The sequence below is a fragment of the Bradyrhizobium sp. USDA3010 genome, assembly GCF_056429065.1.
In genome coordinates, this window is sequence record NZ_JBWJZD010000008.1 from 207,230 (window position 1) to 233,600 (window position 26,371).

At 60.9% G+C, this 26,371-nt stretch carries 18 protein-coding genes and 1 tRNA gene; 10 read left to right on the forward strand and 9 right to left on the reverse strand.

Annotated elements, in window-relative coordinates; translation table 11 throughout:
• The first annotated feature begins 9 nt into the window (after positions 1-9).
• Together aspT and AC066Y_RS15660 are read left to right on the forward strand one after the other, a co-directional pair.
• The gene (aspT, locus tag AC066Y_RS15655) at positions 10-1,704 is read left to right on the forward strand and encodes an aspartate-alanine antiporter (RefSeq protein ID WP_478274645.1); all 1,695 of its coding nucleotides are present in this window, start codon (positions 10-12) and stop codon (positions 1,702-1,704) included.
• A 205-nt stretch (positions 1,705-1,909) separates the two neighbouring features.
• Complete coding sequence (locus AC066Y_RS15660) at positions 1,910-2,110, forward strand: hypothetical protein (protein ID WP_478274646.1); 201 nt, start codon at positions 1,910-1,912, stop codon at positions 2,108-2,110.
• 912 nt (positions 2,111-3,022) lie between these two features.
• Here AC066Y_RS15660 and AC066Y_RS15665 read toward each other — a convergent pair.
• The 3 genes from AC066Y_RS15665 to AC066Y_RS15675 all read right to left on the reverse strand — a co-directional run bounded on the left by AC066Y_RS15665 (position 3,023) and on the right by AC066Y_RS15675 (position 5,705).
• Positions 3,023-3,706, reverse strand: coding sequence for an alpha/beta fold hydrolase (locus AC066Y_RS15665; RefSeq protein ID WP_478274647.1), 684 nt, complete (start codon positions 3,704-3,706; stop codon positions 3,023-3,025).
• Positions 3,707-3,882: 176 nt separating this feature from the next.
• Complete coding sequence (locus AC066Y_RS15670) at positions 3,883-4,896, reverse strand: aldo/keto reductase (RefSeq protein ID WP_478274648.1); 1,014 nt, start codon at positions 4,894-4,896, stop codon at positions 3,883-3,885.
• Positions 4,897-4,946: 50 nt separating this feature from the next.
• Positions 4,947-5,705: an alpha/beta hydrolase gene (locus AC066Y_RS15675; RefSeq protein WP_478274649.1), complete on the reverse strand. Its 759-nt coding sequence runs from the start codon at positions 5,703-5,705 to the stop codon at positions 4,947-4,949.
• Positions 5,706-6,232: 527 nt separating this feature from the next.
• Here AC066Y_RS15675 and AC066Y_RS15680 point away from each other — a divergent pair.
• The 5 genes from AC066Y_RS15680 to AC066Y_RS15700 all read left to right on the forward strand — a co-directional run bounded on the left by AC066Y_RS15680 (position 6,233) and on the right by AC066Y_RS15700 (position 13,612).
• Complete coding sequence (locus tag AC066Y_RS15680; RefSeq protein ID WP_478274650.1) at positions 6,233-9,040, forward strand: ATP-binding protein; 2,808 nt, start codon at positions 6,233-6,235, stop codon at positions 9,038-9,040.
• Between the two features lie 252 nt (positions 9,041-9,292).
• On the forward strand, positions 9,293-9,757 hold the full coding sequence (locus tag AC066Y_RS15685) for a (2Fe-2S)-binding protein (RefSeq protein WP_461355754.1): 465 nt from the start codon (positions 9,293-9,295) through the stop codon (positions 9,755-9,757).
• Position 9,758: 1 nt separating this feature from the next.
• Positions 9,759-12,011 (forward strand): xanthine dehydrogenase family protein molybdopterin-binding subunit, encoded by a 2,253-nt coding sequence (locus AC066Y_RS15690; RefSeq protein WP_478274651.1) that lies wholly within the window; start codon positions 9,759-9,761, stop codon positions 12,009-12,011.
• A gap of 9 nt (positions 12,012-12,020) precedes the next feature.
• Complete coding sequence (locus AC066Y_RS15695) at positions 12,021-12,650, forward strand: hypothetical protein (RefSeq protein WP_478274652.1); 630 nt, start codon at positions 12,021-12,023, stop codon at positions 12,648-12,650.
• A gap of 885 nt (positions 12,651-13,535) precedes the next feature.
• A tRNA-Arg gene (locus AC066Y_RS15700) sits at positions 13,536-13,612 on the forward strand.
• Positions 13,613-13,723: 111 nt separating this feature from the next.
• On the opposite strand, the gene AC066Y_RS15705 is transcribed toward AC066Y_RS15700, so the two are convergent.
• Positions 13,724-14,350: a TetR/AcrR family transcriptional regulator gene (locus tag AC066Y_RS15705; protein ID WP_478274653.1), complete on the reverse strand. Its 627-nt coding sequence runs from the start codon at positions 14,348-14,350 to the stop codon at positions 13,724-13,726.
• Positions 14,351-14,430: 80 nt separating this feature from the next.
• Between AC066Y_RS15705 and AC066Y_RS15710 the strand changes: the two genes are divergently transcribed.
• Together AC066Y_RS15710 and AC066Y_RS15715 are read left to right on the forward strand one after the other, a co-directional pair.
• Complete coding sequence (locus AC066Y_RS15710) at positions 14,431-15,462, forward strand: MDR family NADP-dependent oxidoreductase (RefSeq protein ID WP_478274654.1); 1,032 nt, start codon at positions 14,431-14,433, stop codon at positions 15,460-15,462.
• A gap of 170 nt (positions 15,463-15,632) precedes the next feature.
• On the forward strand, positions 15,633-16,283 hold the full coding sequence (locus tag AC066Y_RS15715; protein ID WP_478274655.1) for a LysR family transcriptional regulator: 651 nt from the start codon (positions 15,633-15,635) through the stop codon (positions 16,281-16,283).
• A gap of 595 nt (positions 16,284-16,878) precedes the next feature.
• On the opposite strand, the gene AC066Y_RS15720 is transcribed toward AC066Y_RS15715, so the two are convergent.
• From AC066Y_RS15720 to AC066Y_RS15740, 5 genes are all read right to left on the reverse strand, one after another.
• Positions 16,879-18,111, reverse strand: coding sequence for an acetyl-CoA C-acetyltransferase (locus AC066Y_RS15720; protein WP_478274656.1), 1,233 nt, complete (start codon positions 18,109-18,111; stop codon positions 16,879-16,881).
• A gap of 64 nt (positions 18,112-18,175) precedes the next feature.
• A complete protein-coding gene (locus AC066Y_RS15725) occupies positions 18,176-19,741 on the reverse strand; it encodes an AMP-binding protein (protein WP_478274657.1) in 1,566 nt (521 codons plus the stop codon).
• Between the two features lie 44 nt (positions 19,742-19,785).
• Positions 19,786-21,018: an ABC transporter substrate-binding protein gene (locus tag AC066Y_RS15730; RefSeq protein WP_478274658.1), complete on the reverse strand. Its 1,233-nt coding sequence runs from the start codon at positions 21,016-21,018 to the stop codon at positions 19,786-19,788.
• 62 nt (positions 21,019-21,080) lie between these two features.
• Complete coding sequence (locus tag AC066Y_RS15735; protein ID WP_478274659.1) at positions 21,081-21,842, reverse strand: crotonase/enoyl-CoA hydratase family protein; 762 nt, start codon at positions 21,840-21,842, stop codon at positions 21,081-21,083.
• Between the two features lie 333 nt (positions 21,843-22,175).
• Positions 22,176-23,351 (reverse strand): CaiB/BaiF CoA transferase family protein, encoded by a 1,176-nt coding sequence (locus tag AC066Y_RS15740; RefSeq protein ID WP_478274660.1) that lies wholly within the window; start codon positions 23,349-23,351, stop codon positions 22,176-22,178.
• 181 nt (positions 23,352-23,532) lie between these two features.
• Here AC066Y_RS15740 and AC066Y_RS15745 point away from each other — a divergent pair, with 181 nt between their 5' ends.
• Entirely contained in the window at positions 23,533-26,346 is a 2,814-nt protein-coding gene (locus AC066Y_RS15745; RefSeq protein WP_478274661.1) for a winged helix-turn-helix domain-containing protein, read from the forward strand.
• Positions 26,347-26,371: the final 25 nt, after the last annotated feature.

The window sequence follows — 26,371 nt, forward strand, 5'->3', positions numbered from 1 at the left end:
CCCCGGGAAATGTTGATCTGGCTGCAGCAGTTTCTGGTCCGTTATCCGGAACTCGCGCTGTTCCTGGTGATCGCAGCGGGCTACTGGATCGGAAGCTTCAGGATCGGCGCTTTCAGCCTCGGCCCGGTGACGGGCTCGCTGTTCGCCGGCCTTGCGGTCGGCGACTTCGCGCACGTTCCCGTGTCCAGCATGACCAAATCGTTCCTGTTCCTGCTGTTCCTGTTCGGGGTAGGCTATTCGGTCGGTCCGCAATTCGTGCTGGCGATGAAACGTGACGGGCTGAAGCCGATGTTGATGGCCGTTGTCGTCAGCCTCACCGGCCTTGCGGCGGCAATCGTCGTGGCACGCGTGCTGCGACTTGACCCGGGCTTCGCGGCCGGGCTCATGTCGGGAGCCCTGAGCCAGAGCGCGGCAATGGGAACGGCGACCGACGCGGTCAACGGGCTGCCCGTGTCCGAAGCACAGCGCGCGTTGTTCGTCTCGCACATCGCGGTGGCCGATGCGGTGTGCTACATTTTCGGCTATGCCGGCGTCATCACATTCTGCACGATCGTCGTTCCAGCGCTGCTGAAGATCGATCTGAAGACGGAAGCGCTCAAGCTCGAACAGGTCCTGGGCATCACGCGCGCCAGGCCCGAGCTGGCGTCCGCCTGGCGCAAGTTCGAGCTGCGCGCCTACCGGCTGGATCAACACGCGGCAATCGTCGGACTGACGGTGGCCGCCGCCGAAGCTCGGGTGCCCGGGCAGCGCGTGTTCATCCACCGCATTCGCCGCGGAGAGCGCATCCTCGAGGCGGAGCTCGGAACGATGCTCGCGGCAGGCGACGTCGTCGCGCTGTCCGCACCGCGCCAGATCATCGTGGAACTGGTCGATCCACGCGGCGAGGAGGTGGAGGACCGCGAGCTGCTGGATATCCCCCTGGTCTCGGCCGACGTGTTCCTGATCAGCCCGAAACTCGCGGGCAGCAGTCTCCAGCAGGCGTCGGAACAGGACTGGACACGCGGCCTCTACTTGCGCTCGTTGAGCCGGGGTGGTGAAGCACTCCCCATCGCCGCCGGGGTGATCCTGCAGCGCGGCGATCTGCTTCGCATCGTCGGCCCCGAAACGGTGGTGGAGAATGCGGCCAAGAGCATCGGCGTCATTGTCGCGCCGAGCACCACGATTGATTTCGTGGTCCTGGGACTCGCGATTTTCCTTGGCGGCCTCGTTGGTGTCCTCGTGAGCTTTTCTGTTGGTGGCATCACGATCTCGCTGAGCACCAGCGTCGGTACCCTGCTCGCCGGACTTCTGGTCGGCTATCTCCGCACCCGTCTGCCCTATTTCGGCCGTATCCCCGACGGCGCGATCAGTCTGATGACGTCGCTCGGACTGGCGGCCTTTGTCGGCCTGACCGGGATTCATGCCGGGCCGATCTTCCTTTCCGCCATACGGGAGTCGGGTATCGGCCTGCTTCTCGGCGGCATGATCGTAACCCTGTTGCCGCAGATTGTCGGCTTCTGCTTTGGCCATTTCGTGCTGCGCATGAATCCCATCCTCCTGCTCGGCGCATTGACCGGAGCACAGACGGTTACGGCGGCGATGGCTGCCATTCAGGAGCGCTCGGGCAGCTCCGTGGTGGTGCTCGGCTATACGCCGGCCTACCCGATCTCGAACATTCTGCTGACGACCTGGGGATCGGTCATGGTGATCGTTTTCGCGGGATGAGCCATTAGAGCCCCAGCCCTCCACGCTCGTCATTATATTACAAAATCCCCGCCTCGTGCCGGACTAGTCAGGACACGACGGCCGTGTGCTACGGCTGTCGCCCAATCCCGCGGGTCCCCAGCACAATGAGCAGGCGGGAGGCTTCCTCAAGGCCGGGGTTCGTGACCTGCCGATCGATGCCGAAACGGAAGAATCGAGATCACCGATGCACAAATCGGTCTATCGGCGTTTCGAGGCGGCGTCCGTTCTTCTCTACGATCGCATGGCTGCCTACCGCCCGGACAACATGAGGGTCCACGTCGACTTCAAGCACTATTTCGATGGGAGCGCGGCGCAGCTGTCCCAATGCGTCGCCGATGACATTGAACAGAAGTGGGAGAATGCCGGCAATGTCGGGCGGCTCTGACCCAGATACAACATTGAGGAAGCGGCTCTGTCGGGCAGCCTTCGCGACGCCTTTGGCCTCCGCCGAGACGAGGAGCGCAGATCACATTGCTGAGAGTGGACTCGCCACCCAGCCGTCAAAAACACCGTTTGAAAAACCGTTTTAGTTCGGTCCTCTCAAACGGTTTCTCTTGCTAAGGTCTTGATTTATATGGTGGGCGCACCAGAGCTCGAACCTGGGACCCGCTGATTAAGAGACAGCCCCGGGTTGAGAACAATCAATGACTTACTGGTCGCACCACTGGGCTTATCCAACCAAGAATCGGTATTCGTCGCACGATCATAGTCGTTGCACTGCCTGATATCTGAACACGCGCTGCTCTGACTTTACTGGGTCAACCCGCTACAAGGTGATCGATCGATAGGTTCAAATCCCGGACGCGCAACCACCGATCCCGACATTCGGTTCAGGTTGCGATCTAATTAACTGGCCGCACTCCCCTTTCTGCATTCAACCTCGATCGCATGAGCTTTTCGCGCCACGCTTCGATCGCATGATCCCTCCCCCCCGAACCTACGCTCACAAGCTACGGCTTGCGCGGTGACTAGGAGTAACATCGGGGGACATGCTGTAACGTCAGTGTCGCGCTACCCTCCGATTAGCCGCCGCCGGTCGAAGCGATCCGATACGCTGGAAAACAGCGCAATGGCGGAGAGGGAGTCAGTCAACTCCCGTTGAAAAATCGAACATTTTCGAACTTTCGAGACCAGAACCCACTGTTTGAGCTACGGACGGAATGGGGTTCGGTTGGTGGGCTGGGCTTGTATCCGGCGCCCAGTCGTTGCGCCACTCGATGAAAGCCTCTGGCTGCGGCGCCTCGATGCCATCCGGCACGGAAAAGGGGCCGCCTGAGCGGCCCCGATCCTGATAATCTCAGAGCGACGCCGCCGCCTTGGCAATGAACTCCGCCACCACCACGGGCTGAGACAGCATCGGGACGTGCGAGCTTTCCAGCACGATGGTCTCGGCACCCATCCGGTCCGCAGAATCGCGCTCGACAGCGGGAGGAATGGTCTCGTCCTTGGCTGCGACGATGTACCAGGTCGGTTTCGAGCGCCATGCAGCCTCGGTGACCTTGTCGCCGAAGCATTTCACGGCCAGCGGTCCTTGGGTCGCGTATACGATATCGGCCTCGTCCGACGGGATGTCCTGCACGAAGTGCTTGCGAACGCCCTCGGGAGTCAAGGCGACATAGCCCTCACCGTACGGCTTTATTTCGGCCGCGCCGGGCGCGGGCGTATAGTCCTTCCACCAATCCGCGAATGACTGCCCGCCGTCCGGTGCGCCTGCAGCGATATAGACGAGGCCCTTCACCTGTCGATGGTTACCGGCCTCGGTGATGACGGCGCCACCCCAGGAGTGGCCGACCAGGAGAACGGGGCCGTCCTGCATGTTGATGACTCGATGCGCAGCCGTCACATCGTCAGCCAGTGAGCTCAAGGGATTCTGGACGGCGATTGCCTTCAGCCCGCGCTTGACGAGCAACGGAATGACCTTTGCCCAGCAAGAGCCGTCAGCAAACGCGCCATGCACAAGAACGACAGTTTTGATTGCCATGATGATACTCCTACCTGTTGATCGTTGTTCAAGACATGCCGACTTGATTGCGTTATAGCGCGGTCGTGCATGACGGCATTATCGAACGAGAAGCAGCGTTCGCGCAGTCAAACGAAGTAAAATTCGCAAACGGTTCTCCCTTGGGAGGTGATGCTGCGCTGACCCTTTTCATGGCGTCATTCCGGGCGACCAGTCGGCGCCTCGCGGTTGATGAGGCCCACACGGCGCAGTTCAGTCCAGAAGTCCGCGGGCACGACCTCGTTCAACGCAGCACTGTCCTCTGCGATACGGCTCGGGCGGCTCGCGCCCGGGATCACTGCCGCAACCGCGGGATGGACCAACGAGAACTGTAGGCCGGCGGCCTTCATGCTGATGCCGTAGCGATCCGCGATCACCTTGATCTGCGCGACCTTGTCGAGGATCGCCGGCGTTGCGGGTGCGTACTCGAAGTTTGGTCCGCCGACGAGCGCGCCAGAACTGTAGGGACCTCCCACGATGACACCCAGGCCGCGTTCCGCGACCAGGGGCATCGCGCGTTGGAGTGCGCGGTCATGGTCGAGCAGCGTATAACGCCCGGCGAGAAGGAAGCCATCCGGACGCGGCCCTTCGAGTGCCAGCAGCAACTCGATCGGTTCGACACGGTTGACGCCAAGGCCCCAGGCCTTGATCACCCCTTCATCGCGAAGTCGGTCGAGTGTCTTGAATGCCCCTTTCCGCGCGCCTTCGAAGACACCAAGCCATTCGTCGCCGTAGAAATCCTGCGCCACGTCATGGACCCAGATAATTTCGATATGGTCGGTCTTGAGACGCTTCAGACTGTCTGCGATCGAACGCAGCGTCGCGTCTTCCGAATAGTCGTTCACGATCCGGTTAGGACGGCCATGTTTGAACACGTCGCCCTTCTCGCCCAGATCGCGCGCGCTGACGTCCTCGACTTCGTCGAGGATGATGCGGCCGACCTTGGTGCTGATGACGTAGTCGCCGCGCGGTCGCGCCGTGAGCGCTTCGCCCATCCGGATCTCGGCAAGGCCCGCCCCGTAAAATGGCGCGTTATCAAAATAGCGGATGCCGTCGTTCCAAGCCGCGTCAACGGTCGCAAGCGCTTCCGCTTCGGGGATATCGCGGAACATGTTCCCTAACGGGGCAGCGCCGAATCCAAGCTTGCTCGGGAGAATATCTTTGAGGGCCATTATCCGATTCCTTTCTTCAGGCGATCGAAGGCCGTTGCGTTCGACTCCCGCTAGTTCGACGAACGCGTGGCGTTTTCGATAAAGGAAGCGACGTCCTCGGGGTGGGACAGCATCACGGCATGGCTGCTACTGATCTCGACCAACTTGCCGCCGGTCCGGGTCGCCATCATCCGCTGGGTGCTGGGCGGGATCATGTGATCCTGCGTCGTCAGCAGAAAGAAGGTCGGTTTGACCTTCCAGGCGGCCTTGGTGAGCTTGGTCTGAGGCGCCTTCAGTCCCCAGGGAGTCTGTGCCGCGGCCATGAATCGGGTCGTCGAGGGGTCAACATCGGCGGCAAACGCGGAAGGGAATTTTGTCGGGTCTACGATCAGATAACCGTCGGTCGGCGGCAGCAGCGGCGCGCTGGGCTCGCCTGGGGTCGGCTTTTCCGCCAGTTCGGTAACCGACTCGCCGGTGTCCGGCGCGAAGGCCGCCAGATAAACTAGGCTCCTGACCTTGGGGTCGTCACCGGCCTGGGAGATCACTGCTCCTCCATAGGAGTGACCAACCAGAATGACCGGATGCTTCGCCGCGGCGATGATGCGGTTGGTTGCCGATACGTCGTCATCCAGCGTGCGGGTCGGATTCTGCACAATGAGAACCTCATATCCGTCCCTGGTCAGGACCTCATAGACCGCCTTCCAACCCGATCCATCCACGAACGCGCCATGGACCAGCACGATAGAGACCGGCTTTGCCTCCTGCGCGTCGGCGGCGGCCGGCGCGACCGCGATCAGGGCCGCGAGAAATATGCCATAGATGCGGATCATGATGTTGATCTCCGTTGTTTACTTCGCAGAAGAGTGACTGAGATGAGCGAGTGTCGAGCTGCTTTAGCCAGACCTGGCGTCATGATGGATGCTTATCGGAGAAGCCGAGCCTCGGGGGTCAATTAAGGTAAAATCGCCTCGCGGATGGTGTAGCTGGCCGCGTTGCGTCGCTGATGGCAGCGCGCCGAGTGCAGGCTCAATTGTCGCCTTATTGGAGGGCTGCACAGCCCGGTCGGCGGGCTCCCGCCGGCGTCGACCAATGCGACATTGTCCCGAGTTCCCGCTGCAATGCGCGCAGCCTCCTGCCGCAGAAAGCATCATTTTCGTGTCTAGCTGCACTTAAAGCGGTCAGCAGCTCGAGGCGTCGTAAAGATCGCTCCGCCAATGTTTTCATGGTATGTCTGCATCGTGCCCAGCAACTCTGCAACACGTCAAGCGTGTTGTTGCAGATCGCCTTGTGGAGGCATGCTGATTTTTGACTTGGCAAGACCAGACTGCGCCCAACGAAGAACAACCGGTATAGTTCAATGCCGAACGAACTCGTATTCTCCTTCGGTCCATTTCGTCTCTATCCGAAACGCCAACAGTTGCTGCTCGGCGACCAACCCGTCAAACTCGGCGGCCGCTCCTTTGAACTTCTGCATCTACTGGTGCAACGTAGCGGTCAATTGGTTCGAAAGGCCGAGTTGATCGCAGCCGCCTGGCCCGACGTTTACGTTCACTACAGCAACTTGAAGGTCAATATGAGCAGTCTGCGCCGCTCCCTCGGCGACGTGCAGACCGCCCCGATTTATATCGCGACGATCGCCGGTCATGGCTACCGATTCGTGGCTCCGGTTCAGACCACCATTTCTGATCGCGCTGATCTGGAAGTTCCTGAGAGGTCGCAGGACATATCCGGCCTCCCTGCGCAGCGCGACATAGTAGGACGCGAAGCCGACGTTGCGAACGTCATGGCTGAACTTCGCGACAAGCACCACGTAACATTGGTCGGCGCCGGCGGAATCGGCAAGACAACTATCGCGATAGCCGTTGCTCGCGCCCTTGAGCGGCATTACCCGGACGGCGTCTGCTTTATCGATTTGTCGATTATTGACGACCCATCTTTGGTCCCCATCGCACTTGCTGCCGCATTGGGGCTCCGCGGTAATCCAGGAGATACCCTCAACGCAATTCTCGATTACGTTCGGCAGCGTCGGATGCTGGTAATTCTGGACAACTGCGAGCATGTACTTCCAGCGGTCACGGTCTTTGCTCGCGGGCTTGCCTCTGACAGCGGTAGTACGAAGCTACTCGCGACCAGTCGCGAACCGCTTGAGACCTCGGCCGAGCACATCATTTGGATAGATCCACTCGCATGTCCCGACGTCGTAGACACGATCACGAGTGAGCAAGCCCTGAGTTTTCCCGCTGTCGAACTGTTTGTACGCCGAGCATCGGAGTGGATCGGGTACGAACTTGTGGATTCAGATTGCGCCGCAATCACACAAATATGCCACGCAATCGACGGTCTTCCTCTCGCGATCGAGCTGGTGGCAGCCAAGATGGAGCACTATGCTCCGAACGAATTGCTGGCAATTCTGGATGAACATGCGGGTTTTCAAAACCCTCACCTTGGCGACACAACGCCCCGTCATGAAACGCTACTGGCAACGATCGACTGGAGCTTCAGGCTTCTATCCCAAAACGAGGCAATGGTCTTTCAGCTGACCTCGGTCTTCGCCGACGCGTTCGAACTGGACGATATCGGCGCCATCGCAGCGGTCGCCGGATTGAAGCCGGTCCATGTCGCTGCCGGCCTGGGCGGCCTGGTCATCAAATCACTCGTCACAGCACAAGTGATTGGAGCGGGACTCAGTTACAGACTCCTTGACAGCACACGGCGCTATGCGGCGGCGCGGCGGCAGGAGAGCTCGATTGACATACCGGCTCTTCATTGCCACGCCCGTCGGATACTGACCCTACTAAAGCGATCTGAAGATGAGTGCGAATTGAGTGAGGGTCACGACTGGTTGACCCGGTACCGCGGGCGCCTCGCCGATTTGCGAGCGGCTTTGTCGTGGGCATTCGGCCATGGAAACGAAAAGGGACTCGGCATCGAACTCACGGCGGCCGCGATCCCGCTCTGGTCGGAGATGTCTTTGCTGTCGGAGTCGCAGCAATGGGTGGCTTTGGCCCTCGAGTTGGCCGACACTGTCCCATGCGACGATCTTTCGAAGGCGAAACTAGCTTGTTCCCGCGCGTGGGGCTTGTTCTACGCGCGTAAACTTCGGAACGAGAACGAGGAAGCCTGGATCACCGCCCTTTCATATGCTCGTTCCGCGAACAGCCCCGACTATCAAATGCGCGCCCTATTGGGACTGTCCTATTATCTGATGCAGATCGGACAGATCGACAAGGCCATTGAGCGTCTCGAAGAACTTCGCGCACTACGCCAAATTCACGGGGATTGGCCGGGAGCCGCTGATGGCGATCGGGCTTTAGCCTGGGCAAAGGCGCATGCGGGAGATCTGACTTGGAGCTGGGACGTCCTCTCGAGGCAAGCGAAGACCTACAGTCAGCCCGACAAGCGAACCCGCATGGCGGAACTGGATGTCGATCGCTACATCTCGACACGATTCTATCTGCCAATCGTCGCATGGCTGAGCGGGCGTGTAGATTACGCCGCAAGTGTTGCCAGCGAGGCTGTCGTCGCGTCTGCAAACGCGGGTCACCTGGTCTCGCAAGCCAACGCGTTGGGATTGGGCGCGCTCCCGGTCTCGCTCTATAATGGCGATCTCGATGCGCTCGAGAACTACACCCTGCAACTGCAATCCGTCTTGAGGCGGGAACATATCGCGCGCTGGGTTCCCGTTCAAAGATTTTTCGCGGCCGTCGTCCGAGACTTGAACGGCAATCGGGATGCCGTTTTCGAGATGCGGGATGCCGTCAGCGAGTTGATAGAGTGCCGTTACTTGATGCGCATCGGCATGTATCTCGCGCATCTTGCTGAGGTACTTTCCCGGCAGGGCAAGATTCCCGAAGCTCAAGAAGCGATCATCAAGGCGCTGAGACATCAAGAGCAGCAGCGGGAGCGATGGTGCCGACCAGAAATACAGCGAACTCAAGCCTTACTGCTGCTTCGATCCGGCAAGTACTCTGACGCTGAACGCTTGCTAAGAATTGCGCGAGATGAGGCGCGCAGCATGAACTCCGTCTCTTTCGAACTGCGTATCGTCAACGATCTGGCGTCCCTTTACACAGATTCGGGCCGCAACAAAGAGGCGGCACGACTGATGCGACCGGTCCTCAAGCGATTCGCCGAAGGCGCTTCCACGAGAGATTTGAGAAGATGAGCGCGTTGCGCGTGATCTGCGATTTGTTGGCAGTTGGCAACGTTGTCCTTTAAATCCCGAAGCCGCTTATCCCGACCTCAGCCCGGGGACGATTTCTGACGAAAGCCCTCGCGAAAGAGCGCGGCGCCGTCAAGCTGCAGGGGAGCGGGGATTGCATCTGTCGCGCGCCCGCAATGATTTAACCTGCTTTTACCTTCGCTCTACAAACAGTTGAGCTAGGCTGGGATTAGCATCCCTAAGGGACATATCGACATGATCGAACTCACGGTCAACGGGACTAGGCACGAAGTTGATGTCGTTCCTGAGATGCCCTTGCTTTGGGTGTTGCGCGACGAGCTTGGCATAACGAGCCCCAAATACGGCTGCGGTGTAGCGCAATGTGGCGCCTGCACGGTTCACATCGACGGAAAGGCTGTCCGTTCCTGCCAATCGCGCATCGGCGACGTCGCGAACAAGTCGGTCGTCACGATCGAGGGGTTGGATAACAGAGACCAGCACCCGGTCCTGCAGGCCTGGATCGAGCATCAGGTCCCGCAATGCGGCTATTGCCAGACCGGCCAGATCATGCAGGCCATTTCGCTCCTTCAAAGGATTCCCAAGCCAACGGAGGAGCAGATCAACGAGGTGATGTCCGGCAATCTGTGCCGTTGTGGCACCTACCCGCGCATTCGCGCTGCGATTCATGCGGCTGCCGCAAGAAAGATGGCGGAGAAGTAGGATGGGCGACTTACAGCGCATTTCCCGCCGAGCCTTCGTTTTCGGCTCCGCGGCCGTAGCCGGCGGCATTGCCTTCGGCTCGTATAGCGGCGCGGCGGCTACCATGGCCGCCAATGGCAACCCATTGGCCGCGAGCCTCGGTCCGAACTCCGTGACGTTCAATCCGTGGGTCGAGATCAGCCCGGAGAAAATAACGCTCATTGCCCAACACGCCGACATCGGCCAGGGCGTCGGCTCCGCGCAGGTGATTCTGATCGCCGAGGAGATGGATCTCGATCCCGGTCAGTTCGAAATCCGGTTTGCCGGGCCCTCGCCCGCCTACTTCAACACCGGCTTCAAGGACGAGTTCGCGCCGTTCCTGGCGGCGGACCAGAGTCCTGCCGCTGAGGAAGCGCGCGCGGCGGCGCTCGAATATCTCAGAAAGACCGGCCTGCAGATGACAGGCGGCTCCAGCACGATTCCAGACACCTACGAAAAATGCCGGGTAGCCGGCGCAGTCGCGCGCGAGACGCTGAAGGCGACGGCGGCCAAACGTTCGGGCGTTACGGTGGCCGACATTCGCACCCAGTCCGGCGATGTGATCCTGCCCGACGGCACGAAGATTCCCTACGTCCAACTCGCCGCGGAAGCCGCGACAATTCCGCCGGTGCTCGATGTGAAGCCGCGCGAGGCGTCGACATGGCGCCTCGTCGGCAAGCCGATGATGCGCCTCGATATCAAATCGAAGGTCATGGGCGAGCTGAAGTTCGGCATCGATCGGAAGATGGACGGCATGCTCTATGCCTCCGTCAAGCTGAACCCCGCCAAGGGGCAGCCGCTGCAATCGTATGATGCCAGCAAGGCGCTGAAGATGCCGGGCGTCAAGAAGGTCCTCGAAATCAAGAATGGCGTTGCTGTCATCTCAACCAACAGCTGGTACGCGATGAAGGCGGTCGCGGCGATCGATTGCAAATGGGCGCCTTCGACCTACCCCGCGGAACAGGCCGGCCACTGGAAGGTGCTGGAGAACTCGTTCAAGCCGGAATTCCTCGGCAAGGAATGGCGGAAGATCGGCGATGTCGATGCGGCGCTAAAGACCGGCAAGCTGGTCGAGGCGGAGTATCGCGCCCCCTATGTGGCGCATCAGCCGCTGGAGCCGCTCAACGGGATCGGCCTCGTCACCGACAAGGGCATAGAGATCTGGGTCGGCCATCAGAGCCCTCAGTTCGTGCAGTCGGTCGCGGCGAAAGCGATCGGCCTCAAGCCGGAACAGGTCACCTTCCACAATCAATGGACCGGCGGAAGTTTCGGTCATCGTCTCGAATACGAGAACGTCCGTGTGCTCGCCGAGATCGCCAATCAAATGAAGGGAACGCCGATTAAGCTGGTGTTCTCGCGCGAGGAGGATTTCATCCAGGACATTCCGCGGCAGATTGCGATCGCCCGGCACAAGGGCAAGGTGGAGAACGGCAAGATCGTCGCGGCCGACCTGAAACTGGCGTCGACCGCGCCGCTCAACGGACTGCTCGAGCGTTCGGGCGTCCCCTCGAAGGATCCCGACGCCCAATTGGCCGCCGGTCACTGGAACGTCTACTACGACATCCCGAATTTCCGGGCCACGACCTATGAGGCGCGGGGACTATCGCCAAGCACCACATGGCGCTCGGTCGGCGCTTCGACGGCCGGCTTCTTCACCGAAAGCTTCATCGACGAGATGATCCACGCGGCGGGGCTCGATCCCATGAAGGCGCGCATCGAGATGTGCGCGATTCCGACCTACCGCAAGCTCTTGGAGACGCTGGCGGAGATGTCGGACTGGAAGGGACCGCTCGGCAACGGCAAGGGCCGGGGCGTCGCGTTCGTGGAAGCATTCGGGACACCGACAGCCGAAGTCGTCGAGGTCACGGCGACCGACAAGGGCATCAGGATCGACAAGGTCTGGGTCGCGGTCGACGTCGGCAAGGTCATCGATCCCGTCAACTTCGAGAACCAGGTGCAGGGCGGCGTGATCTGGGGGCTCGGCCACGCGATCAATTGCGAACTCACTTATGCCAAGGGCGGCGTGCAGCAGACCAATTACAATCACCACGAAGCGATGCGGATCTATCAGTGTCCGGTGATCGAGGTGCGCGGGCTCGAGAGCGATCCCAAGGTGAGAGGCGTCGGCGAGCCCCCCGTGCCTCCTGCCGCACCCGCGCTTGCCAACGCGATATTCGCGGCGACCGGAAAGCGAATCCGCGAAATGCCCTTCAACAAGTTCATCGATTTCGTGTGAGCGCGCGCCATGAAGATGTCTCTGATCGCGCTTGCGTTCGCCGCTTCATCAACAGTGGCCTTCACGGCAATTGTCGTCGCTAAAGACCCGGCGAAGGATGCGCTCCCACCGGGCAGCGTCAGCCGCGCCGAGGGGCTGCAGGCCTGGAAACGGATCGAAGCCGTGGTGACACATCCACGTTGTGCCAACTGCCATGTCGACGCCAAGGCAATTCCGATCTGGACGCCGGCGGGCGAATCAAAGCCCCGAGTGCACGGCATGAATATCCATGGCGGACAGAGCCGCATCGGGGCGGAAGCGATCCCCTGCTCGACCTGTCACATGACCTCTACCCAACCGAACGACCCGACACCGGCGCCGCCGCGCGCCGGTATTGATTGGCAGCTCGCCCCGGTGGCGTTCATCTGGTTCGGCAAGAGCGGCGCCGAGATTTGTGCGCAACTGAAGGATCCCAAACGCAATGGCGGTCGCGATGCCGTCGGTCTTCTCGAGCACTTGCGGCACGATGCATCGCTAAACGGCTTCATCCCGCGGGGATGGGCACCGGGAGCAGGCCGCACCACGCCACCGGGTACCTTCGAGGGTCATGTTAAAGACATGGCCCTGTGGGGAGCTGCCGGGCAACCCTGCCCAAATTGACGGTTCATCGATGCCGTGATGAAGGCGGGCGCCGGACAAGGCGCCCGGAACACCGATCAAGCGCAACGCTGGCGGTGAAGCTGCGTCGGACGGATGAGACACAGCCGACCCCCGCTGCAATGACTGGGCTTACCGTCGCAACCATCATCGGCTCGCGCGAGCATGATGTCTCGATCCTCGACTACCGGCCGATCGAGCATCGCGAGAAAGTTGCGACCTTTCTCGGTGAAACACCACTTGGCCGGCTCGCGCGTCATCAGCTTCGACCAGGACGTAATCGGCGACCAGGAAGATCAGCGTCCTCATCCTTGTTGATGGCGATGATTATCCAGAGTCCTTCACGCCAGCCATGGTGGCGTGCGTTCGTCACAACTAACGAACCCAAGCGCGCGAAATCGTAGTTTAGCGTACAAAATCGTGTAAATGGCGGAGAGGGAGTCAGTCAATCCCCATTGAAAGATAGAGCATTTTTGACCTTCTTAGGCCAAAACCCACTATTCGAGCCACGGCCAAAAACTGGCGTTTCACCTCCAATTTTTTCACCGAATCCATCGTAGCATCCAAGCACCGGCCCAACCCTTCGATTTCCGTTGGCGGTGGATAGCAGGGTTGATTGGCGTTTGCCCTCCGTAGGCTTGTGTCAAGCGCGTTTCGTTCGTCGTCAACTGAAGAAAGGTATGTAAAACAGAAGCTTGAGGACCCCCAGGTTACCGCCGCAGAAGTCCCGGAAAATTCGCGTAAGCACCGCGTAAGCACTTTCGGGAGAACGGAAGCGGACCGCAGACAGGCGGAGCGTAGCCGTCGAGTCGTTCGAATGGGGTCTGGTTTTATGATCGCCGAATTCGTTGACCCTCACGGGTCGGTCGGGCTAGGCGAATGAGAGATGCACCCGTAGCTCAGCTGGATAGAGCGCCACCCTCCGAAGGTGGAGGCCACACGTTCGAATCGTGTCGGGTGCGCCACCTCTCGGTGGCTATTTTCCTAGTCAGACAGCCACCATGGATTCGACGCCTAGGGCAAGCAACGCGAGTTGCGGACCGTAGATTTAATCCAAATTCCACCCAATCGGGATCCTAAACCGACCCTTGCCGATGACGTACATAGGCAAGAACGATTGCGATGAGTTCCTGTCGGAGCTGCACCGGGCCCAGCGTTCCCCTCTCCGCCGCGTCATGAATCACGCCCGCGATCGCGGAAGACAGAACTTCAGCCACCCTCCTTCGGTCCAACCCAGCCCTACTAGCTGGGGCGACGAAGCTTTCGTAGCGTCGGAAATACTCGGCTTCGAAAGTTGTGTGCGTGGCATTCAGGCCCTCGCCAGTGGGTACATCCCGAAGGAGCACCTGATGCAGGCGTGGATTATTGCCATGAATTTGGATCATGCCGGTGATGAGCCGCTCGGCGCGCACCTGCAGCGGCAATTCGCAACTATCGATCTCACGCAACACGCCCAAGACATCATCGAAATGGCGCTGGGTGATCGCTTCGACCAGGACCGTCTTGTCGGGGAAGTACTGATACAGCGAACCGATGCTGACACCGGCGATTTCGGCCACGCGATTGGTTGTGAATTTCAACCATCCGACCTCACCTAAAACCTGAGCCCCCGCCGTCAGAATCGCTTCTACGGTGGCGCGCGACCGCGCTTGGCGGGGCTGTTTGCGCATGGGTTTGGCGGACGAGGAAATGCGAGTAGCCAAAGCTCGACCTCCGATAGAATATGAGCAGTATACTCACATATGATCCCGCCGTCATGCGTTCGGCGCAAGAGGAGTGTCTTATGTACGAGTTGCCGATCGAGAGTCGAGAAGTCAGGCTGGTCAGGGCGCATAAGCGGCTTCCCGTGCTGGCTGATTTCGAGATTGCACGCGCGCCCTGCCCGGAGCCCGCGCCCGACGAGGTGCTCGTCCGAAATCTCTACTTCCTCGTCTCAGCGTCCTTACGCCAGATGATCATCAGAGGCGCAGCGGACGAAAAGGGTGTTCCGTTTCCAGCTGTAAGGGTGGGAGAAACGCTTCGTGGCGAGGCGCTCGGCGAGGTGCTAGTAGCACCCGAGAAGAGCGGTCTTTCGCCAGGCGATCTAGTCGTTCACTTTCTGGGATGGCGCGACTACGCGGCCGTGCCGGTCGCACAGTGTCGCAAGGTTCAGGACGATCTTCCCGATCGCGTCGCGCACCTCGGTCATGGTTGGACGGCTTATGCCGCTCTGACGCGCGGCATCAATGTTCGGCCGGGCGATACCGTGTTCATCTCTAGCGGCGGAGGGGCGATCGGCTCGATGGCTGCGCAGATCGCGCGCCTACTGGGCGCGGCCCGCGTCATCGGCAGCACTAGCACGCGAGAAAAAGCCGATCGGCTAGTGATGGAGCTTGGCTATGACGCGGCCATCTATCGTGGCGGAGCGCCAATCTCCCACCAGCTGGCGGAGGCAGCGCCCGAAGGGCTGGACGTCTTCGTCGATAATGTGGGCGGCGAGCAATTTCAGGCTGGCGTTATCGCGTGTCGCGAAGGCGGACGCGTGGTGGTGACAGGAACATTATCTCAGCAGTTAGCAGCTGAGGGTGGAAGCAGAAGCGCACCGATCTCCCTCGACTCCGCGCACATCCTGATGAAGCGCCTACTCATTCGTGGCTACAGCGCCGATGACGATCCCGATGCTCAACAGGAATGGGAACAACATCTCGGAGAATGGCTGAGATCAGGACAAATCCGCTTTCCTCATGTGGTTGTGAACGGTCTTGCTGAAGCCCCGCAGGCTTTAGAGCAGACGATCAGAGGCGGTCACCTGGGAACGGTAATCGTAAAGGTCTGAAGTGTTGCACCGGTCGGTCATTCGAGAAGTTGGATAGGCGGACTGGCGGCTGGAAGGCGATGATGTCGTGGAGTTAGGCGGCTTCCCAAGTTTGCGGGGTGGACGGTCGAATCCTGCTGCCGCTTCGCCTAAGATTCTAGCGAATGCGCCTTCCGTAAGGAAGAAGCGTAATGGGCGTGGTCCTGCATGATCTCAAATGGGCGGTCGTCGCTTCGCAGCACCGAAGTTTGCGGCGGGCGGCACAAACCCTCAACATCAGGCAATCCACGCTAAGTCGGCGGCTTCGATTCATTGAGGACCAGCTTGGCGCTGAGTTGTTCCTTCGCAGCAATGGCGGCACGCATCCAACCGTTGCCGGCCTCGAATTTCTCGATGCCGCGCGGCGTATTCTAGGGGACGCGTCCGCAGCTTTTCGGAAACTCAAAGCCCGGAGCCGCGGCGAAACAGGCCATTTGACGATCGGCGTCTACGCCTCGCTCACCACTGGAAACATGTATGCCACCCTGGCGGGGCATCACCGGCGGTATCCAGAGGTAGACGTCCATATCGTGGATGGCGGCCATGACCGGCTCTTCGGGGCTCTGATGGCGAAGTCCATCGACATAGCAATCATGACGAGGAGCTCGTCGAGTTGGGACGATCGGTGCTTGCTGCTGTGGAGCGAACGAGTCGTTGCTGCGATTCCGGATGGCCACCCGCTCTGCCAACGCACGGCCGTGGAGTGGCCGGAGCTGGCGGGGGAGCGGATACTGCTCACGAGCCAGGGCCCCGGGCCGGAGCTCGAACATCTGCTGACGACTAAGTCCCGTTCAATATGCTAGGGGACGACAAATCGTGCCTCATGCCATCGATCAACGCGAACTTAGCACCAGGGATCGACATGGCGGTGTCCCTCCCGCACTCAGGGAGGATGAGCGGATCGTGCGCGCCATGTATCACCAGCGCTGGCACGTTGATCGTCGCGAGGCGCGGACGCCGATCGCCGGCCACCGCTATTGCTGCAATCTGCCGTCCGACGCCGCTGGGATCGTAGGCGCGGGTGCCTCTTCGAGAACGAGGAGCCGGTGGCTTTCCTCGTCAAACGGATAGGCCGCCGGTCCCGTGATGCGACGTGCAAAAGCAAGACTGTGGGTCAGAAATCCTGCCTGATTGGACTTGGGATCGGGCGCGGGGCGCATCATCATTGCCATGACGTCAGGTGCTGCCTGCGGAAGGGCCGGATTGCCAGTACTCGACATGATCGAGGTGAGCGATAAGAGAGCCCGTGCTTGCTTTGATATTCTACTTTACGATGCGCATTTCGCTCCATGGCGGCAGCTTTGCGCCGAAAGCGGCGCTACGTGAGCGCGCAGCGAGGCGGTTCGTGATTCCCGGTTCGCGCGTCGCGCGCGGAATCGTCTCATCCTCCAAACGTCATTAGATGCGTTCGATGATTATTGCGGGAGCCATGCCCCCAGCGGCGCACATCGTCACGAGGCCCCGCCTTAGATCGCGCCGTTCCAGTTCATCGAGAATGGTGCCAATCAGGATCGTACCGGTCGCTCCGATCGGATGACCGAGCGCGATCGAGCCGCCGTTGACGTTGATCCTGCTGCGGTCGATCTTGAGATCTCGAATGTATTTTTCTACGACGACGGCAAAGGCCTCGTTCACCTCGAACAGGTCGATGTCGTCGAGCGTCAGTCCTGCCCTCGCGAGCACTTTACGTGTCGCGGGGACCGGCGCATTCATCATCAGCGTTGGCGAGTCGCCCATGTTCGCGGTCGCCACGACGCGCGCTCGCGCCTTCAGGCCATGCTTCTTCGCATAGTCCGGCGAGCCCAGCAGAATCGCCGCGGCACCATCGACCACGCCCGACGAATTGCCGGCATGATGGACGAAGTTGATCTCGAGATCGGGGTACCTTTCCAGGATCAACTGGCGGTAGGTCGTACCCCGTTCGTCGAGCGGGTGGTCCGCCATAGCCGCGAAGGCCGGCTTCAGCGTCGAAAGTCCCTCGAGCGTCGTCTGTGGTCGAGGATATTCCTCATGATCTAACGCAAGCGTGCCGTCCTCTCGACGAACAGGGACCAGGCTTCTGTCGAAATGGCCCCCCTCGATCGCGGCCGCAGCGCGCCTTTGGCTCTCCAGCCCGAGTTCGTCGAGTTCACGTCGCGTGATGCCTTCGAGGGTTGCCACCGCGTCGGCACAGACGCCCTGGTGCGATTGCGGGTGTCGCGCACGGAGCCGTAAATTCCCGGCGTCCATCACCAACGTCCCTTCGTCAAGACGCCCCTCCATCGACATCATCTCGGTGCCGCCTGCGATCACGAGATCCTCCGAGCCCGACATGATCGCGTGTGCGGCCATGGTTACGCAGGTGATGCCGGATCCGCAGAAGCGGTCGAGCGTGACGCCACTGGCGCGGACGTCGTACCCCGCGTCCAGGGCAGACATCCGGCCCAGATCGCCGCTTTGCCGACCACGCTGCGAACTGGTGCCCCAAATGATGTCATCGACATCCGCGGTGTTGATGCCGGTGCGATCCGCCAAGGCGCGCAAGACGGTGGCGCCAAGCTGCTGCGGATGAATTCCGGAAAGAGCGCCCTTGCCGGCCTTGCCAATTCCCCGCGGGGTCCTGCATGCATCGATAATCAGTGCTTCAACCATGTCCGTCTCACAATGTTGGCGATTGAACTTTGCGGCTACGCGGAGCCCGAATTCGACGGAGCCGCTACCCGACCTGCCGGTCCTGGCCGGCCCAGTACTTCGAGCGCAGCATCTTCTTGTCGACCTTGCCGACCGCAGTCAGTGGCAGGCGGTCAACGAACTCGATCTGCTTGGGCGCATGCGCACCGCCCTTTCGTTGTTTGACGAGGTCCATCAGGGACTCGGCGCTCGGCTGCTTGCCGGGCTTCGCGACAATCAGGGCTCTGACAGCCTCGCCCCATTTGGGATGAGGCACGCCGATGACGGAGGCCATCGCTACATCGGGATGCGACGACAACACGTCCTCCACCTCTCGGGGGAAGATGTTGAAGCCACCAGAGACGATCATGTCCTTCTTGCGGTCGACGATATAGAGGTACCCTCGTTCATCGGCCCGGGCGATGTCGCCGGTATGCAGCCAGCCGCCGGCGAAGGTTTCAGCGGTTTGCTCGGGGCGCTTCCAGTAGCCCTCCATCGCCTGGGTCGCCCGGACACAGATTTCACCGGCCTCTCCCTGCTTGACGGGGTGATTGTGCTCGTCCATCAGGGAAACCGCGCAGGAAGCCAACGGAAATCCGCATGACGCAAACAATTCCGGACGCTTGGCGTCGTGATCTGCCCTGCCGAGCAGACTGACTGGATAGCATTCCGTCTGGCCGTAAAGCTGGCCGAAGATCGGACCTACGCGCTCAATCCCCTCCACCAGTCGCGTCGGCGACATCGGAGAAGCGCCGTAAAGCAGAAGCTCAAGCGATGAGATATCCGTCGTCTCAAGCTTCGGATCGTCGAGCATGACGTAGATCATGGTCGGCACCATCATGGTCATATTGATTTTTTGGCCGGCGATAGTCGCAAGAAATTCTCCGGGGTCGAAGCCTTTCAGCAAATGCACAGTGCCGCCGCGGGTCAGCGATGGAAGGACGAAACTTCCAGAGACATGCGTGATTGGTGCGGCCGCGAGATAGCGGGGCACCTCGGGAAGCCCGAATTCGGCAGAGATCGACTGCGTCGATGCCACCAGCGCACGGTGACGGTGGATTGCTCCCTTAGATCGTCCAGTCGTACCGCCGGTATAGTACACAATCGCATGCTCGTTGATGTTGGTGAGATCGATGAACCGGACGCTACCGGCCGCTTGGGCCATCGCGAGCAGATCGCGGCCAAATTCAGCTCGTCCCATTGTCAACGTCACCTTGAGCTGTCCGGGGGCGGCGTTCGCCAGCTCTCCCCCACGCAGGCCGTGGGTCTTCGGGTCGACGATCAGAACGGTCGCCTCGATGTCCTCGATGACCTCAAGATGATCGGCCAGCGAGCCGAGCGGATGCAGCCAAGTGATTAGGAGGCCCAGGGCCTGCGCTGCAACGCCGGCGCACCAGGTCTCGGCGCTGTTCGCGCTCAAGAGGGTTACGACGTCACCCTGCTTGAGGCCCGCTCGAACCATTCCAGCCTGCAGGCCGGCTATCAGGTCGCGCACTGCGCGATAGGTCAAGCTACCGCCATTCCAGATGAATGCTTGACGGTCGGGAAACCGCGACAGTGCGCGCGAGATCATCGCGGTCGTCGTCGGCGCGAACCCGATTTGCTCGTTCATCTCTTGCCTCTCATATCCTTGCCTGACGGCGCTATCTCGCTGAATTAGCCGGCCGGGCTGCCGACCTCTCCGTTCATGACAGGACCAAACAGCTCCCACACGTGTCCGTCGAACCGTCGCATCTGCATCTGCTCGACGGGAAAGAAGTCCGTTGGGCTGGTGTTGACTTTGATACCCGGCAACAGAACGTCGACCTCGAAATCGTGAAGGCTTGCGGCCTGCCGCATGACGTTCTCGCGAGACAGATCGTCGCCGCATCGCCGCAACACCTCGACCAGGGTCTGGGTCGCCATGTAGGACCAGATGTAGCCCTGGTCGGCCTTGTTGGCGCCGGGCATGTACTTGTCCATGAAGGCATTCCACTGGATCATTTTCGGATCGTCCTTCCACCGGAGATCGGAGGGATCCTTGGTGTAGGCCGTACTCAGGATGCCCTTCGCATTCTCAAGTCCGGCCGGCTGCAGCACGGACCCGATCGAGCCGGAGACGTTGCTCAGGAAATGCATGGGTTCCCAACCCAGCTCGGCCACTTTCCGGATCGCCAGGGCCGCAAATCTCGGCGACGTCAAGTCGACAAATACATCGGCATTCGCGGTCTTCAGCTTGACGATCTGGGAGTCGGCCGTCGGGTCGGAAATCTCGTAATTTGTCTCCGCAACGATCAACGACGTCTTCTCGCCAAGACCGTCCTTCAACCCCTTCAGCATGTCCTTGCCGAAATCGTCATTCTGATAGAGGACGCCGATCCTCGCTTGCGGATTGTGCTCAAGGATGTATTTCGCGAAGATCCGCCCCTCGCTCTGATAGTTCGGCTGAAAGCCCATTGTCCATGGGAAGTGCTTCGGATCGCCCCACTTGGTCGCCCCCGAAGCAACGAAGAGCTGCGGCACCTTCTTGGAGTTTAGGTACTTCTGGATCGCCGAGTTACCCGGCGTTCCCAGCGGCTGTAAAATCAGAAGCACCTCGTCGTTCTCGACGAGCTTTCTGGCCTGTTCGACGGTTTTCGGCGGGCTGTACGCATCATCGTATGTGATAAACGTGATCTTGCGGCCGTTGATGCCGCCATTGTCATTGATCATGCGGAAATACGCTTCGCTCGCCTTGCCGATGACGCCATAGGCTGACGCGGGTCCGCTGTAGGGCATGATGTTGCCGACCCGGATCTCGGTATCGCTGGCGCCGGGATCGTACTTCTTCTGCGCATTGGCAGGAGCGCTCGCTAGCGCGATCCATGATGTGAGTGCGACGGTCGCAATTCCCAGATCTTTACAAGCCAACTCCCATCCTCCCGTTTAATTTTGTTTTCCTTTACCGATGCCGCGTCGGTGACACCGCGCCTTCAGCGTCCATGCCAAAACGGCTTTCGCTTTTCCGCGAAGGCCCGCAACCCCTCCGTGCGATCCTCTGCTTCGAACGCGATCGCCGCGATGGGACCTTGCCGGCTCCACGCTTCTTCGTCGGTCCAGTTGGCCGACTGGAAGATGATCTCTTTGGAGGCAGCCAGCGCGGTGGGTCCGTTGACCAGCAACTCTTCGGCAAATGCGATCGCGTCGGCAAGCGCGCACCCCGGCTCGCTGACGCGATTGACCAGCCCAAGACTCTGGAAGAACTCGGCGTCATAAAAGCTGCCGGTCAGCGCGAGCTCCATAGCCACGTGATAAGGAATCCGTCGCGGCAGCCGAAACAATCCGCCGCCGACCGCGGCAACATTATGCCTCACTTCGGGAAGCCCCATCTTCGCGTTCCGTGCCGCCACAATGAGGTCGCAGGACAGGCACAGTTCAAGCCCGCCGCCGACTGCAAATCCCTCCACCGCTGCAATCAGCGGCTTACGCGATGGACGCTTGAACATGCCAAATCCGCCGCGCTCGGTTACTGCGCGCTCGTTGCGCGCCACCGCCTTCAGGTCGGCGCCCGCGGAGAACGTGCCCCCGGCTCCCGTAATGATGCCGATGAAGAGGTCGTCCTCCGCATCGAGCAGGTCCATCGCCCGATGCATCGCCTGAGCGCATGCAAGGTCGAAAGCGTTCTTGGCCTCCGGACGGTTGATCGTGATCACCAGGAGATGGCCGCGACGCTCGGTCAGAACTCGCTCGTTCATCTTATAACCGCTCGAAAATTACATTGAGAAGGAGAAGCCGCCATTGACCGGAATAGGTCTGGCCCGTGATCCAGTCGCCGGAGCTGGAGGCCAGTTAGAGCGCCATGTTCGCGATATGTTGCGGCGGGCCTGGCCACCGAGTGCCGTGATTTCCTCGACGACGGTGCGCGCGCGACTTCAAAGAAATCGTTGACGATGACGCGGTTGGCGCCGTGAGCCACGTCGTGCAACGCGATCTGCCGGCCGACGCCTTCTCCCGCGGCTGTGATCAACGCGAATTTGCTTCCCAGATCAAGGATTCCACTCATTGCCTGCTGTACTCCATTGGATCTGTCACGCTGGCAGCAGCTCGGCTTCATCAGCAAATCCCACGCCCAGCTGGTGCAATCTCGAAACATCCGACTGGGCAAAACCCCATTGACTGAGCGCGGCCGCACCATACTCGCCGCGCCGTGGTGCCGGTCTTGGCGCTTTCGATGGCGTCCCCAGGAATCGCGGCGCGGGCGCTGGCTGGACGACGCCGTCGACTTGAATGAAGTTGCCACGAGCGCGATGGTGCGGATGACAGGCCGCTTCCGAAAAGGCGAGCACGGGCGTCACGCAAGCGTCGCTATCCCCGAAGATGGCGCACCATTCATCGCGCGTTTTGCCAAGAAATACCCTTGCAAAGGCGTTGCGCAGGACAGGCCAGCCGCTGCGATCGTATTGTTTGGGAAGATCGGCCTCGGCAAGCCCCAGCCGTTCGACGAGTTCGGCATAGAAGCGCTGCTCAACCGCGCCGACGGCCATGTAGTGCCCGTCGAGCGTGCGATAGCTGTCATACCAGGGAGCACCGCCATCGAGGACGTTGCTGCCACGCTGCTCCTGCCAGTTGCCGCCCGCCACCAGGCCCCACATGATGGATCCAAGCTGCGCGGCGCCTTCGATCATCGCCGCGTCGACGACTTGCCCCGCGCCACCGCGTTGCACGTTGAGCAACGCAGCGACGACGCCGAGCGCGAGCAGCATGCCTCCGCCGCCATAGTCACCGACGAGATTCAGCGGCGGCAGCGGACGCCCGCCGGCCGGGCCGATCGCCGACAGGACCCCGGACAGCGCGATGTAGTTGAGATCGTGACCGGCATCCGCGGCGAGCGGGCCGGTCTGCCCCCACCCCGTCATGCGCGCGTAGATCAGCCGTGGGTTACGCTCGAGCGCCAGATCGGGACCTAGGCCAAGCCGCTCCATTGTCCCCGGGCGGAATCCCTCGATCAGCACGTCGGCCCTTTCGATCAGTTCGAGCGCCGCGGACGCAGCCAAGGGCGATTTCAGGTCGAGCGTGATCGAGCGGCGGCCGCGGCCGGTAATATCGACGGACTTACCGCTGCTGCGCGGCCCGAGGTCCTCCGGCGGCGACGGCCGATCGATCCGCAGAACGTCGGCTCCCATATCGGCGAGCAGCATCCCCCCGAAGGGAGCTGGGCCGATCGCCTCGAATTCGAGGACCCGAATTCCGGACAAAACGCTCAATTTTGCTCCGATTGACCTTTGTGAATGTCAGCTTGCGTCAAGGCTACAACTGAACGAGCCTGAGCCACCCCACCCGCTCCGGGTGGTCTTTGGGCTGCTGGGCTACATAGTGTGACTTCGCCGCCGCAAAGTCGGCCGGCTGAAGGGCGGGTGTCGGGACTTGCCCGCCGAGAATGGAGGAATGACTGAGATGGTGTCTCGTCCGCCGGACGAAGCAGGTTCCTTGCAAGAGCCCCTGCAATCCATCGTCAGCACCAAGCTATTCCCGCCACGCGAAGGCGGCCGCCTGTTGCCGCGGGATCATCTCATCGCGCGGCTGGTGCAGGCGCGGCGGCACCGCTGCGTGCTGGTGCACGGCCCGGCGGGCTCCGGCAAGACGTCCACCGTTGCGGCTTGGCGTCGCGAATTGCTCACGCTCGGCTTCGACGTCGCTTGGCTGACGCTCGCCCCCGACGACAACGAAGTCTCCCGCTGGCTGGATTATGTCCTAGCAAGCTTTGCCCAGGTCGATCCCACTATCAGCCAGGCCCCGTCGCAGCTCGCCGGGCGCGGCAGCGACAGTGAGGCGATCGAGCGTACGCTGATTGCCCTGGTGCGGAGTGTCGCAGTGCGGTCACGGGAGACCGTGCTGGTCCTCGACGACCTTCATCTGCTCACGGACGCGGCGAGCCGGTGGGCTTTGCAATGGCTGCTCGATCAGGCGCCACGCAACCTTCACCTCGTCCTTGTTTGTCGTGGAGTTGCTCCAGTCTCCCTTTCCCGGCTACGCGATCAGCAGGGCGTCTTTGAGCTGGATTTTCAGGACCTACGCCTCTCTCAAGCCGAGACCGAGACGTTTCTCCGGAGCAAGTTCGGCGATGTCGACCGTCGCACCACCCAGCGCCTTTATGAACTTACGGATGGATGGATCGCTGGCCTGCAATTGCTCTCGATCGGTTGGTCGAAGAAGCGCGATTCAAGGCAAATCAGGCTCGCTTCCAGGGGACAGATCCAGGACGAGCAATCCTTCGCCGACTATTTCGAGCACGAGATCCTGTCAAACCTTTCGACGAGCGAGTGCGCGCTGATCGAGGCGGCCTCGATCTGCAACCGCTTTTGCGCCTCGCTCTGCGCGGCGCTACTCGGCCAAGAGGAAGACCGCGCCAAGATCGAGCTGCTTCTGACCGGTCTCGTCGCGCAGAACATCTTCATCATCCCCGTTGAAACGTCGGAACGGGAAACCTGGTATCGATTCCACCCACTGCTCAGCGAGGCCATGCGGGCTCGCTTTCGCCTGCGCGGAGAGGTTCAACAAAGGCAATGCCACAGAGCGGCGTGGGCCTGGTTCCGCGATCACGGCCACCTCGATGAGGCAGTGCGGCACGCTGTATCAGCCGACGAGGCCTCCGCCGCGGCTAGTCTGCTCGACCAACACGGTCGGGATTTGCTTGCGCGAGGTGAAACGCGGAATCTCAACAGCCTGGTTCGGCTGCTTCCGGAACGAGAAATTCAGACGCGCACAAACCTGCGCCTCTGGATGGCTCGCTCGCAGCTGCTGGCGCGCGAACTGGACCCCTGCGCATTGAGCATTGAACGATTGGAGTCCGATCTTCCGGCGCGCGACGCATCCGGGCATTTTGCACTGGCGTTGCTCAAGGCAACACTGGCGGTTGCCCGCGACGATACCGACGCCGCGATGCTCGTTCTTCCGCAATTGCTGCATCCGCCGCCGGACGTCGACCCCGACGCCATCGGAGGACGGGACAACATCCTGTCCTGGCTCTACATGCATCGCGCCAACTATGAACTGGCGCGGCAGGTACAGCTTGGCTCCCCTTCCCGCGCAAGTGGAGTTCCCCTCCTTGGCTCCCCGGGCGGCCGGCTGCAGGGACGTTGCCTGGTCGGCCTGAGCTACGCCCTCGAGGGCCAGATCATCGAGGCCGAGCGGATCTATCGCGACGTCCTCTATGAATCCGAGCAGCGAGGCCCTTCCTGCATCGATCCAGCCTGCCTGGCCGCGGCACTGCTCGGAGAAGTGCTTTATGAGCTTAACGATCCTTTGGCTGCATTGCAGTTGCTCGAGGATCGCATCGATGTGCTCGAGCGTGTGTCCATTCCGGACTCGGTCCTGCGCGTTCTGACGGTGCTTTCAGCGTCGCATTGGCTTGCAGGGCGACGTCAGGAGGCCTTTTCCTACCTGGACCGGCTTGAAGACTACGCTTTGAACCTCAGGCTCGATCGACTGCTCGCGCATAGCCTCAGCGAACAGGCTCGACGCCATTTGGCGCAAGGTGAATTCGAGGCCGCAAGGCGCAAGCTGAGTGCGCTGGATGAGATCGGCCAGCGGCACCCGAAATCCGGCAGCAATTTGGGCGACGAGATCTTCATTATCGTCGAGCGGGCGCACGTGAGAAGCGATCTTACCGTCGGCCGTTATGATGACGCCGCGGCGCGCCTTGCGCCACTCATCGAGGTATGCGACGCACGAGGCCATCAGCAGATCGTAGCCATGCTCCAACTCCAAAACGCGATCGTGGCAAAGCGCCGCGGCATCAGCGAGCAGGCCAGCAAGATGACGCTGGCCGCGCTGCGCGTCGGCCATCGGCTTGGCCTCGTACGGAGCCTACTCGACGCAGACGCATCCGCGCTCGATCTCATTCGCTCGTGCGGCGAGGAAGTCGGCTTCGATGTCTTGCTCTCATTCTACGTCGATCGTCTGCGCGGCGCGGATGCACCGTTGCAACGGGCGGCCTCAGCATCACCCGTCGATATGGCTCGGAGCAACTCCGAGCTCATCGAGGGCCTGAGCGATCGCGAGCTCGACGTCATCGACCTGCTCTCGCAAGCATTTCCCAACAAGAAGATCGCACGGGCGCTTGGTCTTTCGCCCGACACCGTCAAATGGCATCTCAAGAATATCTACGGCAAGCTTGGTGTTGCCGGTCGCGACGACGCAGTGGCACGTATGCGGGACATTGGCTGGCGCCCGGATGGTTCCGTCAGGCGGACGCGCTGAGGCGACGCACGACGACAGTTAATGC